The sequence below is a fragment of the Pseudomonas sp. RT6P73 genome, assembly GCF_054897715.1.
The window spans coordinates 1,045,595-1,059,594 of sequence record NZ_JBUBUV010000002.1 but is presented as its reverse complement, the minus strand read 5'-3'; the positions used below and the strand labels follow the sequence as shown (position 1 = coordinate 1,059,594).

General features: G+C 61.3%; 12 protein-coding genes. 1 reads left to right on the top strand and 11 read right to left on the bottom strand.

From position 1 onward, the window contains the following. Positions 1 to 30: 30 nt before the first annotated feature. Genes ACYZT6_RS05345 through ACYZT6_RS05330 form a run of 4 tightly spaced genes read right to left on the bottom strand, consistent with a single transcriptional unit; the run spans position 31 to position 4,207 of the window. Positions 31 to 2,145, bottom strand: a complete 2,115-nt coding sequence (locus ACYZT6_RS05345; protein WP_462026029.1) for a DUF6311 domain-containing protein — start codon at positions 2,143 to 2,145, stop codon at positions 31 to 33. Further along, positions 2,142 to 2,528, bottom strand: a complete 387-nt coding sequence (locus ACYZT6_RS05340) for a GtrA family protein (RefSeq protein WP_462026028.1) — start codon at positions 2,526 to 2,528, stop codon at positions 2,142 to 2,144. The genes ACYZT6_RS05345 and ACYZT6_RS05340 overlap by 4 nt, the downstream gene beginning before the upstream one ends. Then, positions 2,525 to 3,235 carry a class I SAM-dependent methyltransferase gene (locus ACYZT6_RS05335; protein WP_462026027.1) on the bottom strand — a complete coding sequence of 237 codons (711 nt, stop codon included), beginning with the start codon at positions 3,233 to 3,235 and terminating at the stop codon, positions 2,525 to 2,527. Before ACYZT6_RS05335 ends, ACYZT6_RS05340 begins: the two co-directional genes overlap by 4 nt. Before the next feature lie 3 nt (positions 3,236 to 3,238). After that, on the bottom strand, positions 3,239 to 4,207 hold the full coding sequence (locus tag ACYZT6_RS05330; RefSeq protein WP_462026026.1) for a glycosyltransferase family 2 protein: 969 nt from the start codon (positions 4,205 to 4,207) through the stop codon (positions 3,239 to 3,241). Between the two features lie 277 nt (positions 4,208 to 4,484). Here ACYZT6_RS05330 and ACYZT6_RS05325 point away from each other — a divergent pair, with 277 nt between their 5' ends. Next, entirely contained in the window at positions 4,485 to 4,676 is a 192-nt protein-coding gene (locus tag ACYZT6_RS05325; RefSeq protein ID WP_010462174.1) for a YegP family protein, read from the top strand. A 146-nt stretch (positions 4,677 to 4,822) separates the two neighbouring features. Here ACYZT6_RS05325 and ACYZT6_RS05320 read toward each other — a convergent pair whose 3' ends face one another. Genes ACYZT6_RS05320 through ACYZT6_RS05290 form a run of 7 tightly spaced genes read right to left on the bottom strand, consistent with a single transcriptional unit; the run spans position 4,823 to position 13,945 of the window. Then, positions 4,823 to 5,527, bottom strand: a complete 705-nt coding sequence (locus ACYZT6_RS05320; RefSeq protein WP_462026025.1) for an NAD(P)H-dependent oxidoreductase — start codon at positions 5,525 to 5,527, stop codon at positions 4,823 to 4,825. A gap of 54 nt (positions 5,528 to 5,581) precedes the next feature. Beyond that, positions 5,582 to 6,997: an aldehyde dehydrogenase family protein gene (locus ACYZT6_RS05315; RefSeq protein ID WP_462026024.1), complete on the bottom strand. Its 1,416-nt coding sequence runs from the start codon at positions 6,995 to 6,997 to the stop codon at positions 5,582 to 5,584. After that, complete coding sequence (locus ACYZT6_RS05310; protein WP_462026023.1) at positions 6,990 to 8,180, bottom strand: pyridoxal phosphate-dependent aminotransferase; 1,191 nt, start codon at positions 8,178 to 8,180, stop codon at positions 6,990 to 6,992. Before ACYZT6_RS05310 ends, ACYZT6_RS05315 begins: the two co-directional genes overlap by 8 nt. 24 nt (positions 8,181 to 8,204) lie before the next feature. Then, entirely contained in the window at positions 8,205 to 9,812 is a 1,608-nt protein-coding gene (locus ACYZT6_RS05305; RefSeq protein WP_462026022.1) for a 5-guanidino-2-oxopentanoate decarboxylase, read from the bottom strand. A 10-nt stretch (positions 9,813 to 9,822) separates the two neighbouring features. Next, positions 9,823 to 11,922: an acetate--CoA ligase family protein gene (locus tag ACYZT6_RS05300; RefSeq protein WP_462026021.1), complete on the bottom strand. Its 2,100-nt coding sequence runs from the start codon at positions 11,920 to 11,922 to the stop codon at positions 9,823 to 9,825. 18 nt (positions 11,923 to 11,940) lie between these two features. Beyond that, positions 11,941 to 13,101, bottom strand: a complete 1,161-nt coding sequence (locus ACYZT6_RS05295; protein WP_462026020.1) for an acyl-CoA dehydrogenase family protein — start codon at positions 13,099 to 13,101, stop codon at positions 11,941 to 11,943. A gap of 52 nt (positions 13,102 to 13,153) precedes the next feature. Continuing rightward, positions 13,154 to 13,945, bottom strand: coding sequence for an enoyl-CoA hydratase/isomerase family protein (locus tag ACYZT6_RS05290; protein ID WP_462026019.1), 792 nt, complete (start codon positions 13,943 to 13,945; stop codon positions 13,154 to 13,156). Positions 13,946 to 14,000 lie beyond the last annotated feature (55 nt).

Below are 14,000 nucleotides of genomic sequence, written 5' to 3'. Positions count from 1 at the left end.
CGCGACGGGGGCGTCTACGGGCGTCGGCCCTCAATTGACCGTCAGGGTCTTCAAGCCGAATGCGAGTTGTCGGGCGTCCTCGCCTATTCCGAACTGTTTCGGGCTGACGGCGTCGGCGAACTGCATGTGCAAACTCAATACACCCTGACTCGACACCCGTTCTTGCATTTCGGTGGTGAGGCGCACATCGATAATATTTCCATCGGCCTGCTGAAGTTGGGTAGTCATGGCCGCAATGCCGTTGATGCTGATGACAACACGTTGGCCAGCATGCCCGGGAGGGAGAAACGCCGTGGCCTCCAGACGCAAGGAATGCACGGGCACCGGCACCCGGAACATGACGTCGGCGTCGGGACCTTCGGACCAGGTGCCCCAGAGTTCGGAATCGGACCAGCCCCTGGCCAGAAACGCCCTCCCCTTGCTGCCGTAGTTGAACAGCGCTTTTTGTCCGGTTTCAAGGGAAGGGATCAGCTCGAGCGGGTTAGCTGGCGTATTCATCTGCAAGCAAGCGCCGCATTGTTTCCATCCCGGTGCAAGCACCGTAAATCCGTCAATCCGGGTAAACAGATCCTTTTGGGTATCGACGTTCATCGCAGCCTGAAGCAGCGCACGCTCATCCAGCAGGTACAACGTGTCGGCATCATACTTTCCAGATGCCATTAACCCAGCAGTCTCCAGGTCGGCGCGTTTCCAATTGGCAGTATCCATTCGCCCCAGGTAAACCGCATTCGTTGCCATGCCATGGGCGCCGGCAAAATCAGCCACCGACATCCAGTGCGCGGACAGATTCTGTGGAACGATCCAGCGAATGTTCTGGTAATGGGCCGCCGCGCTTTCCCAGAACGGATCGACCATGGGCGACGCCCACTTCGAAGCAGGTTCAACCATCAATTGCTTGCGAACGGCCACCCAGCCGGCGTGAGTGTCCAGCACCTGAATCAGTAGCGCCAGTGACAGCAAGCTCACAGCGGTGCGTGGTGTATTGGCGCGAATCACCAGGAAAATGATGGCGAAGATAATCGCGTAGTACACCGGCCAAAACATTCGCCCCGAGGCGCGGAAGATGTTGGCGATGGAAATCACCACCGGCGGCAGCGCATAAGTGAACTCCAGCAAGCCCAGCGCCACATGGTTTGAAATCGCGAAAACCGTCAGCCCCACCAGCGCCAGCAGTAAAAAGGGGCGCCGCCCCAGTTGTTGCCTGAAGCCGGTATTGCCTTGAAGTAAACCGACCACCGCACAGATGCCCAGCGTGATCAGCCCAAGTCCCAGATAGGCAAACCCTTCGCCGTCACCGAACCCTTGGACGCCGGGCAGATCCTTCAGTAAATAGGACCAGTTCCCCGGATCGATCAGTGACAGCAGGTTCATGGCGTACGTGCCAAACCCATCGGATATCGCGCTGTCACCGCCCACCGAAAAATACCCTGCCTGCCAACAGCAAAAGCTGACCAACGAAAACAGCACGATGAATTCGGTTAACGCCGACCGTGGCGTCAGTTTTTTCCTGGACCAACCGGCAGCGAGATTGGCAATCCAGATCACTGCAACCATTGCCAGAAAGTACGCGTGGACTAACGCGGCCGCCGCCAGCAACGCCCCCCATTTCAGTTGTCGACGCTGCAGTTGCGGATGCAGCCCCAGGTACAACGAGGCCAGAATAAGAAAGTGCCCGCCCAAGGACAAATGAAAGGGCATGCGCATGAGCATCGGCGGAACAAAAAGGAACAACGCCGTACTCACGGCCCGTACACCCACGTGCGAAGTCACCAGCCCGACCAGTTTCCAGGCGAACCACGCCTGCAGGACGAAGCAGGTCAGGAACCAGAGGCCGAAGTACTGAAAAGGCATCGGTAACAGCGAGGCGAACGGTTTGAACAAGAAGGCCAGCAGCGGATTGGAATCAGAAAAAATGATGCCATTGCCCAGTTCAAGCCCGTAGGACGGATTGAGCCCGATGGGAAAACTCCAGGGTGACTGCCGGAAAAACACCCAGCCCAAGTAATGCGTCGCCGGGTCACCGTTGCCCAGCCACGCAATGTTGAGCGGGTTCAGCGCCCTGGGCCCGACGACGAGGAAAAAGGCCACAACACCAATCAACAGGGGCACCAGGTTGAGCGGCAGGCGTTTAGCGAAATCCTTCATCGATACGTCCAGAAGTTATGCAATACAAAGGTGAAGGCCGGAATGGTCAGCGCTACCGCGCCGATCCCCAGCAAATAATGCAGCCCGGCCATTTGCGCGGCCCAGGCCACCAACATCGCCAACAGGAAACCGGCAACGGAAACCATCATGAAGCGCAGCAGCGTTCGCCCATGCAATCGGGCGGAAAAGCTCCAGGTGGAATTGATCAGGTAAGACACCACGGTCGCCACGGCAAACGCCGCGCCGTTGGCCAAGGGTGGCAGAGGCGACACGTAGTTGATGAACAACACGGCCACCAGCGCGTGCAGGGCCGTGACGAACAAACCGGTGACGGCAAAACGCAGCCCACGCTGGATCAAGGCGGATTTTTCGGCTGATGTCACGGTTTTTGCGCCAGGACAAATACCGTCAACCCGGCCAGGCGATTCGCGCCCATGAATGGCAGTTCGACGCTGCAGAGTGTCTTCAAAATCGTATTCACCAACGGATGGTGCTGCTTGAGCTGCGAGCGCGGCGGCGAGGGTTGCGCACCGTTGGGCAGCAATCGCAGGGTGGCGGCAATCGGGAACACCAGACCGAAATAGTACGCCCCCTGCTTCACGGTCAAACCAGCATCCCGAGCCACCGTTTCCAGCTGCGGCAAGGTATAGCGACGCTTGTGTTCGAGGAAGTCATCGTGCCCGCTCCAGAGAAACTGGAACGCCGGCACCGTCATCAGGAAACGGCTGCCGGAAGGGACTTTATCGACGTAAGCCTTGAGCAGTCCGACGTCGTCATCGACATGTTCCAGCACGTCCATCAGCAGCACCAGATCGGCGTCCACCGAGTCGATGCCGCGGCGGTAATGCACCGGTTTACCGGCGGTTGTGGCATCCGAATCGGCGTCGTAACTGATGTCGACACACCATGCTTCACCGGCCGCGGAATGCGTCAGCAAATGGTGGGAAAAGAACCCGGAGCCTGCGCCCACGTCGAGAATATTTTTGAACGGCGTGTTGCCCAACATGCGCGTCGTGGCCGCCGCTTTGGAGGCGTAATACCAATGCTGGTCGATGCTTGAACCGAGGATGTCGGTTTCCTTGAGATCCATGGTTCAGTCCTTGGGGTCATAGACACGCCGCACCAGATACACCGGTCGGCGTTTTGACTCGATGTAGGTCCGGCCGAGGTATTCACCCAGCACGCCGATGCCGATCAATTGCAGACCGCCGAGAAAAGTGACGGCGACCATCAGCGAGGCATAACCCGGCAGATCGACACCGGAGATCAGGGTGCGCAAGATGATAAAAATGGCGAACGAAAAAGAGATCAGCGACACGATCAGCCCCAGATACGTCCAGATGCGCAGCGGCTCCGTGCTGAAACTGGTGATGCCTTCCAGCGCGAAGTTCCACAAGCGCCAGCCGTTGAACTTGCTCGCGCCTGCCACTCGTTCAAGGCGCTCGTAATTCACGTAGGTGGTACGAAACCCGACCCAGGCAAACAAGCCTTTCATGAAGCGCCGGGACTCGGGCAAGGTTTGCAAGGCGTCCACCACACAGCGGTCCATCAGCCGAAAATCGCCGACGTTTTCCGGAAGGTGTTGCTCAGCGATTTTGTTGTGCAGGCGATAAAACCAGTTGGCCGAGGTTTGCTTGGCCCAGGAGTCGGTCTTGCGACTCACACGATGGCCCAGCACCACTTCATAACCTTCACGCCAGCGGGCGATCATTTCGAGGATGACTTCAGGCGGGTCCTGCAAATCGACATCGATAGGCACCATCACCTGGCCGGTGGCGGTCTGCAAGCCTGCGGTCAGGGCCGCTTCCTTGCCGAAATTGCGGCTCAGATCGACAACGCGAATGCGCGGATCGGTCTGTTGACGCTCCAAAAGCAGGTCGAGCGTGGTGTCGGTGCTGCCGTCGTTGACGAACACCATTTCCAGACTGACCAACGTTTCTTCCTTGAAGACGTCAGTGATCCGCGCGATGAACAAATCAATGGTCGCCGCTTCATTGAATACCGGTATCACGAGCGAAAGCTGCAGATGCCCGGCCAGTTGCGTTCCGTGCTGATGAGTCAATTGATTGCTCTTTTTTATAGTGATTTTTCTACAATCCGAGGTCGCCGACCGCTGCTCGACGCCGTAAGCCGTGTCGTATTAAGCAGGACCCAGGGAGGTGATGCAAGGGCGAAACTGCGGGGTTTTTGGCCATTCGCGCCGGCCCGGTTGCGTTGGCTGAAATATTTTCAAATGCCTGGAAACAAATGCCTGATGGTCAAAAAAACCAGCTCCGCTAGGCTTGCCCCCGATGCGTCACACAGGTTGTCGCAATTACCCATCGCATGGAGCGAGCAGAATGTATTTCGAGATTTACAGGCAATCCAAAGGCACGCCAAGCACCGGCAAAGGACAATGGCGCTGGCGCTTGAGGGCGGGTAACCACGAGACGATCGCCAGTGGTGAGTCGTACGTGAACAAGGCGGATTGCCTGCATGCCATCGGGTTGATCAAAGGGGTTGAGGGTGAGACGCCGGTGAAGGAGATCTAAACCTGAGGCCAATGCCGAAACTGTTCGGGTGCTGTGAACAGCTTCGGCATGTTTCCGTTTTTTATGTTGAAACCACTGGCCCCATCGCGGGCTTGCCCGCGATGGGGCCCGAAAGTTCACCATCCAACTCTTGGCCAAAGCCCCCTTCAACCAGGCAACGGATACAACCCATCATCAAACTGCGACAACCGCGGAAACTGCATCGGCTGATCATCACTCAGGTGTTCCAGACGCTGCTGATAACTCTGCAGGAAATCCTTGCGAGCCTCGTCACTGATATACGGCACATGCCAGGCCACGAACGGTTCCAGCACGTCAAACCCGACATAGGCCAACGTGCCGCGCAGGATAGGCCGCAACATGTCTTCCAGCGGACCGTGGATCGCGCCATCACCGAACATATGCTCGCGGCCGCCCAAGGTGATGGAAACCAACGCCTTCTTGCCGCTCAATCCACCCTGGTCGTAAAAGCGCTTGCCGCCGTAGCAGATCCCCGACACCAGCACCCGATCAATCCAGCCCTTGAGGATGGCAGGGGTCGAGAACCAGAAAATCGGGAAGTTCAGAATCAGCAAGTCAGCCCACAACAGTTTGTCGAGTTCCTGCTGGATGTCCGGCGCCAGCGACTGGCTCTTCACACCCAGGCGTTGCTCCAGCGCATACACCAGGTACTCGGGGTTTTCCCGCGATGAAAAGTCATTGGCGCTGGCCACCGGGTTCCAGTTCATCGCATACAGGTCGCTGACCTGGACTTCATGCCCCTGGGCCTCCAGTGTCGCTACCGCCTGGTCACGCAGGGCGGTGGTGAAGGATTTCGGCTCCGGGTGAGCGTGGACAATCAGAACTTTCATGGCAATTCCCTAGACGTTTACAGGTTTTGAGTTTGATGGCGATAACGCTGCACGTCACACTTGAATCGCCTTCACTTCGACGAACTCGTTGAGCCCTTCTTCCCCCCATTCCCGGCCATTGCCCGACTGTTTGTAGCCACCGAACGGCGCCTGATAATTGAACGCCGCGCCGTTGAGAAAGCACTGTCCGGCGCGCAACTGACGCCCAAGGTGCAAGGCGCGCTCGGTGCTGGCGGCCCAGACGCCGCTGGACAAGCCGAACGGCGAATCGTTGGCGATCTGAATCGCTTGCGCTTCATCGGTGTAAGGAATCAGGCACAGCACCGGACCGAAGATTTCTTCCTGGGCGATGCGCATGCGGTTGTCGACATCGGCGAACAGCGTCGGGCTGACGTAGTAACCGCGCTCGAATGCGTGCGCCGTATCGCCGCCACGCAGCAGTCGCGCGCCTTCCTGTTGACCGACCTGAATGTAGTCACGCACGGTGCGCCGTTGTGCCGCCGAACACATCGGCCCGAGGAAACTCTGCGGGTCCAGTGGATCGCCCATGCGCAGGCTTTGGGTTTCGGCAATGGCCAGTTCCACGGCCTCGGCGTAACGACTGGCAGGCAGCAACATGCGGGTCAACGCGGTGCAGGTCTGCCCGGAGTTGATCATCACGTCCTGCACGCCGTAGCGCACCGCGGCCGCCAGGTCTGCGTCCTCGGCAATCAACAATGCCGACTTGCCGCCCAGTTCCAGGCACACGCGCTTCACCGAAGGCGCCGCCGCTTGCGCCACGCGAACCCCGGCGCCGGTGGAACCGGTGAACGAGACCATGTCCACGTCGGGGTGTTTGGCCAGTGCTTCGCCGACCTTCGAACCCGGTCCGCTGACCAGGTTGAATACCCCGGCGGGCAAGCCAATGGCTTCAATCATTTGCGCCAGCAAAAAGGCGTGCAGCGGCGTTTCCTGACTAGGCTTGACCACCACGGTACAGCCGGCGGCCAGCGCCGGAGCGAGCTTGCCGATGAGTTGATGCAGCGGATAATTCCACGGGTTGATGAAGGCGCACACACCGACCGCCTCGCGGATAACCAGCGAATTGCCGACCTCGCGCACTTCATCCATCAAGCCGGCGAGTTCGACGTATTGCTCCAGGCCGATAATGGGCCCGTCGACCTGCACCGACCGACACCATTGCACCGGCATCCCCAGCTCAGTGGTGATGACGGCGGCCATTTCATCGGCCCGAGCACTTAACTGATCAGCGAGTGCGCGCAAGAAACCGGCACGAACGCTCGAGGGCGTGCGCGACCATGGACCGAACGCCCGGCGCGCGGCAGCCACCGCGTTGTCGACATCCCGCTCATCGCCCAGCGGCACCGTACCTGCGACTTCTTCAGTGGCCGGGTTGATCACCTCGGCAATGCCGTGCCCCGAAGGGGTTTGCCAGCGGCCATCGATAAACAGCGTCTTGTGGTTATGCATAGACTTGGGCTTCCATCAGTTCAGTGGCGCAACGGGTGATTCGTTGGCAAGCGTCACGCAAGGGTTCTGCGCCCAACACCAGCCCCAGACGGATATGCCCGGCGGCGCTCGGACCGAAGGCTTCACCGGCCAGGACCGAGACGCCATGACGGTCGAGCAAGCGGTCGGCAAACGCCTGTGCGGTGAGCCCGGTGTCGCGGACATCGACCATCACGAACATCCCGCCATCGGGTTTCAAGGCACGCACGCCGGGGCAGTCGGCCAGGCATTCGCAGACCAGATCGCGACGTTGGCGATAGGCTTCGCGCATCGCTTCCAGTTCCGGCAGGTTGCTTTCCAGCGCGACGACGGCGGCGTCCTGCACGAAATCCGGCAAACCGTAGAGCATGCACAGCGCGAGGTTTTCCAGGTGCGCGGCCAGCGCCGGTGGCGTGATCGACCAGCCGATGCGCCAGCCGGTCATGGCATGGGATTTCGACAAACTGTTCAGCGTCGCGGTGCGCTCGGCCATGCCCGGCAGAGTGGCCGGGCTAATGTGTTCGCCGTTGAACAGCAGCTCGCTGTAGACCTCATCGGAAATCAGCCACAGGTCGTGGGTGATGCACAGCTGCGCCAACGCCTGCCACGTGCCGCGCGACAAACTTGCGCCGGACGGGTTGTGTGGGCTGTTGAGCACCAGCGCCCGAGTGCGCGGCGTGATGCGGGCCGCGACGTCTTCGGGCAACACCCGAAAGCCGTTTTCCGAGCGCGCTGGCACCGGAATCACCACCGCGCCACAGGCACCGAACACCGCTTCGTAAGTCACGTACATCGGTTCGGCGACGATGACTTCATCGCCCGGATTGAGCACGCACTGCGCCACGCAGAACAACGCGCATTGCGCCCCGGCGAGCACAGTGACCTGATCCGCCGAGACCTGTTGGCCTCTGCGTTTCCCGTAGTGTTTAGCGATGCTTTCACGCAGTGCGCGTTTGCCGCGCACGTCGGCGTAGTGGGTGTTGCCGGACAACAGGCTGTCGATGGCAGCCTGCACAATCGGCACCGGCGTGTCGAAATCCGGATCGCCGACTGACAGCAGCAAAATGTCTTCACCCTGTTCCAGCAGCGCCAGTGCGCGGTAATGAATACCCCAGGCGGCAGCACCGTCACCGGTGATACGTTGAGTCAGGTCGGAAAAGCGCATGACGGTATCCTTTTAAAAATGGAGTCAGAGCGCGCACGCATGCTTGAGTTCAATCAGGGTCACGCCGTTGCGCTTGAAGCCGTGGCGCAAATCGGTTTGCAGCTCGGCCAGGCTCTGCGGCTCGCTTACGGTGCAACCGAACGCGCGACCAAGGGCGGCAAAGTCCGGGTTGCGCGGCAGCACGCCGATCGGTTCGATATCCAGCCCGAGCATGTCGTCACGGATCTGCCCCAGCGCGTCGTTGTTCCAGAGCAGCACCACCAGCGGGCTGTCGAGCTCTTCAACGGCGGTGGCCAGTTCTTGCGCGGTGTAGAGAAAACCGCCGTCGCCGACCAGCACCAGCCCTGGCCGCTGCGGTGCACCAAACTTGGCGCCGATGCCCGCCGGCAAGCCATAACCCAACGTGCCGTAACCGGTCGGATGCAACCAGCTGCGTGGCGCCAGGCTGTTAAAGGCGTAGTTGCCGGTGTAGGCCAGCTGGGTCATGTCGGTGCTGATGAAAGCATCGTCCGGCAGCTCGGCGGCAATCCGTTCGAGAATCGCCTGGTGGATCGACTGCAACGGGCCGTGGCTGTTTTGCACCGCTTCACGCAGTGCTGCGACGGACGCAATCGCGGCAGTGGCATCGCGCCTGGCGGGTGACAGACGTTCGAGCAATGCGGCGAGGGTGTGTTGCGCATCGCCTTGCAGCGCCACCGCGCAGGGGTAGAAATCGTTGAACTTGCGCGGGTCGATGTCGACGCGCAGCAGTTCGGCATTCAGTGGCAGACGCTCGCGCCAGAAATCGGTGTCGGCCATTTCGGTGCCGACGGCCAGCACCACGTCGGCCTCGGCGATCAGTTGCCAGCCCGGCTCTACGCACAGGGTCGAGCCGGCATTCAGCGGGGCATCCGGCGGCAACAGGCCTTTGCCGGCAACGCTGGTGAACAACGGCGCGGCGAGTCGGGTGCTGAGTTCATGCACGTGCTGCTGCGCGTTCAAGGCGCCACCGCCGGCGATGATCATCGGCCGCTTGGCGTTTTGCAGCTTGGCCACGGCCTGATCCAGCGCAGTGGCTGCCGGTACGCCACGGCTTGGGCGACGCACCACTTCATTGCTCCAGTCGCGGGCGACTTTTGCCGACAGGACGTCGAGCGGCACGGAGATGTGCACCGGGCGCGGACGTTCACTGTCGAACACCGCGTAGGCACGGGCGATCAATTCAGGCAGGTCTTCGGCACTGAGCGCCACCGCCGAGAACGCGGTGATCGGCGCGGTGATTGCGCGCTGGTCCTGGGTTTCGTGCAGGCACCCCCAGCCTTTACCGAGGCTGGCCGTATGGTTGACGCTGGAAATCACCAGCATCGGAATCGAGTCGGCATACGCCTGGCCGATGCCGGTCGCAGCGTTGGTCACGCCCGGCCCGGTGATGATGAAACACACGCCCGGTTTGCCGCTGACCCGCGCGTAGCCGTCGGCCATGAAACTGGCGCCTTGCTCGTGGCGCGTCAGCACGTGACGAATGCCGCTGCCGGGCAAGCCGCGATACAACTCCAGCGTGTGCACACCGGGAATGCCGAACACGGTGTCGACGCCGTAGTTGGCCAGAAGACGCACCAGGGCCTGGCCGCCGGTCAATGTTGTGCTTTGCATGTTCACTTCCTCACTCGTGGCCGAGGCGAATCAACGCATCGACCGCAGTCGTGCCATCGGCACCGACCAACAATGGGTTCACATCGAGTTCCAGCAACTGCCCGGCGTTCTCGCAGGCGTAATCGGCCACCGCACGAATCGCCGCCACCAACGCGTCCAGATCCGCCGCTTCGCGACCACGAAAACCTTGCAACAACGGGGCACTGCGCAGGCTCAACAACGCTTGGCGGATGGCGCCATCGGTGGTCGGCAGCAGCAGGCTGCGGCTGTCCTTGAGCAGCTCCACCAGAATCCCGCCCGCACCGATGACCAGGGCCAGGCCGAAGTCGTTTTCGCGTTTGATGCCGACGATCAATTCCGCCAAGGGTGGCGCGGCCATCGGTTCCAGCAGCACCTGATCGAACGGCACCTGCGGCGCGTAATCGGCAATGCTCGCGCGCATTTTTTCCAGTGCGGCGCTCAGGGCCCCGGCGTCCTTGAGGTTCAACGCCACGGCGCCGGCTTCGGTTTTGTGCGGCAGTTGGGCACTGACCGCTTTCAATACCAGCGGATAACCGAGCGCGTTGGCGTCATTCAATGCGTTGTCCGGGGTGCTCAATACACCGTTCGGCGTCGGCAGGCCAAAGGCGCGCAAGGCTTTTTTGGAATCCCATTCATTGAGCAAGCGACCTTCACCTTCCAGCGCCTGCGGGCAGTGCAGCACCTGCGCCGATTCACCGAGCGCCAGCAGCGCCTGGCGATTACGTTGATAGCCCGCAATCCGGCCCCATGCGGCCAGCCCGTCTTCCACGCCTTGCAACGCCGATACGCCTTGGGCATGCAGACGTTCGCGAGCGTGGGCCGGCAGCAATTCCGGGAACGCCGAGGTGACAAAACCGGTCTTGCCGTGGCGGACCAGCGCGGCGCAATACAGCTCCAGCAGCAGGTCGCATTCCTTGCGTTCGCCGGTGAACTCCGCCGGGTAATCGAGCACCAGCATCGCCGCATCGGCTTCGGTGCGCAGAGCACTGTCAAGCATGCGGTTCAAGGCTTCGCCGTCGCCCCAGATCGCCGTGGTGAAATCCAGCGGATTGACCAGGTTGGCGTAGCTTGGCAGCACTTGGGCCAGCTCTTCACGCTGAGCCTCATCGAGTTTCGGCAAGGTCAAATCGTTGCGTTCGGCGTAGTCGGCAATCAGCCCGGCATCGCCCCCCGAACAGGCCAACGCGATCAGGCTGTTGCCCGTCGGCAGCTTGCCGCACGCCGCCGCTTTCAGGGTTTCGACAAAACTCACCGGGCCACTGACGCGGATCACGCCGAGGCGCGCAAACAGGCTGTCGTACAGCGCATCGGAACCGGACAGTGAGCTGGTGTGACTGAGCGCCAGTTCGGCACCGATCTGCGACACGCCGGTTTTCAGGGCGATGATCGGAATGCCTTTCTCCAAGGCCTTGTGCGCGGCGCGGGCGAAACCCGGGACGTTTTTCAGGCCTTCGAGGTGCAAGCCGATGGCGGTGACGCGCGGCTCGTCGAGCAGCACGTCCATCAATTCGGCGACGCCCAGTTGCGCCTGATTGCCGACCGAGGCCATGTAGGCCACCGGCAGCGAGCGGTCGCTCATCGATACGTTGTAAGCAAAGTTGCCGCTTTGGGTCAGGACGGCGACGCCCTTCTCCACCGGTTTGCCGCCATGGGCCACCGGCCACAGCGCGGAGCTGTGCAGGTAGTCGAGCAAGCCGTAGCAGTTGGGGCCGAGCAAGGCCATGTTGCCGGCCGCCTGGAGCAACTGCTGCTGCAAGGCCTGGCCCTCGGCGCCGGTTTCGGCGAACCCGGAGGCGTAGCAGATCGCACCGCCCGCGCCCTTGGCGGCCAGTTCGGCGACGCAGGTCAGGGTCAACTCGCGGTTGGTCGCGATGAACACCGCATCCGGGCCGCACGGCAGATCGGCGATGCTGCGCACACACGGCACGCCTTCAAGGGTGTCGTGCTGCGGATTGACCAGCCACATCTCGCCAAGGTAGCCACCTTCGGCGCAGCGCTTGAGCGCGCGGGCCATGCTGCGACCACCGACAAACGCCAGGTGGCGCGGTGCGAGCAAGCGTTTGAGGTTGTCACGAATCGTTTGCGACATAGCCATTCTCCGGGCGGATCAGCGCAACAGTGGCCGCAGCAATTCGCGGGAAATGATGTGACGCTGGATCTCCGAAGTGCCTTCCCAGACACGCTCGATCCGCGCGTTACGCCAGATGCGTTCCACCGGGCATTCATCCATCAGGCCCATGCCGCCAAAAATCTGCACCGCCTCATCGGCGACCTTGCCGAGCACTTCACTGGCGAACAATTTGGCCATGCCGGCCTCGCCATCGGTCATGGTGCCCTGGTCCATTTTCCAGGCGGTGTGCAAGGTCAGCAGTTCGGCAGCGCGGATCTGCGTGACCATGTCGGCGAGCTTGAACGAGATGCCCTGATAGGTGCCGATCGGCTGGCCGAACTGCTTGCGATCCGCCGCCCATTGCAGCGACACGTCGAGCGCGCGTTGTGCTTGGCCGACGCAGTTGGCGGCGACCATCACCCGCCCGGCGGTAAGCCAGGCGTTGGCCACGTCCCAACCCTTGCCGACTTCGCCCAGCACCTTATTGGCGGGTACGCGGCAGTCGTCGAAGAACATTTCAAAGGTGTGGTAACCGCGGTTACTCACACACTTGGGACCACGGCGAATGGTCATGCCCGGCGTGTCGCGATCGACCAGGAACGAGGTCACGGCGTTGCGTTTGCGGCCGTTGTGCTCGTAGGTGTCGGTGACGGCGAAAACGATGGCGAAATCGGCGTGCCCGGCGTGGCTAATGAAGTGCTTGCTGCCATTGAGAACGAAGTCATCGCCATCGCGCACGGCGCGGGTCTTGATCGCGTTGGCATCGGAACCGGCACCCGGTTCGGTCAGCGCGAAGCAGTCGATCTTTTCGCCCTGGATGCACGGCAGCAGGTAGTCGTTGATCTGCTCGCCGGTGCAGGCCATGAGGATTTTCGACGGCCGCGCGACGAACACATGCAGCGCCCATGACACCTTGGACAGTTCACGCTCGATCAGTGCCTGGGACAGGTAATCGAGGCCGCCACCGCCCACTTCTTCCGGCATGTTGAAGGCATAGAAACCCGCCGCAATCGCCTTGCCACGAATCTGTGCCGCCAACTCGGGGGAGACTTCGTCGGCGCGGTCGACCGCTTCCTCATGAGGCAGCAGTTCCTTGGCGACAAAGCTGCGTACCGCGTCCACCAACATTTCTTGTTCTTGGGTCAGTTGGAAATTCATGGGGCTACCTGTTGTTCATGTGCTGAGTAGGTGTACGGGCAAACCACCGGGCTTATTCGCCGCTGAAGTGGGCCGGGCGTTTTTCGATGGCAGCGCGCAAGGCTTCAGCGCCGTCCTTGCTGCGACCGCAGAGCAGGCCGGCGGCGAGCTCGGCTTGCAGTTGCTCCGGGAGGCTGCGTTGGGCGCCTTCGCGCATGAGTTTTTTGGTCTGGGCGAATGCGAACGTCGGGCCGTTGGCCAGGCGCGTGGCCAACTCAGTGGTCACGTCGTGCAGTTGGTCATCGGTGCAGACTTCGCCGACAAGGCCGGCGGCCAAGGCACGCTCGGCGCTCCACATTTCGTCGAGGAACAGCAGGCGTTTGGCTTGTTCAGTGCCGATCAGGCGTGGCAAATGCCAACTGGCCCCGGCGTCCGGCGAGTAGGCCATGCTGGTGTAGCCGGCCTTGAACCGTGCCGATTGCCCAGCGATGCGCAGGTCGCAGCACAGCGTCAGGTCCATTCCGGCACCGACGGCCGTGCCGTTGATCGCAGCGATGGTTGGTTTTTCGAGGCTGTACAAACGGCTCATCAGCGCGTGGGCGGTTTCGGTCCAGCCGTAGCTTTCGAGTGCGCCACGGGCCTCGGCTTCGGCCCACTCGGCGAGGTCGGCACCGGCGCAGAAACTGCGGCCGCTGCCAGTCAACACAACGACTCGAACGGAGGGATCGGCGTTGAACTCATCGAGCAAGGCGTGCAGGTTTTTCAGGGTTGGGATGTCCAGCGCATTGCGCTGATCGGGGCGATCGAGGGTGATCCAGGCCACGCCGGCTTTTACCTGGCAGAGCAGCGAAATGTGAGTAGTCATGCGAATCCTCGAATTATTGTGTTTGGCCTGAGGTGATGCGACTGAGGCCATACTA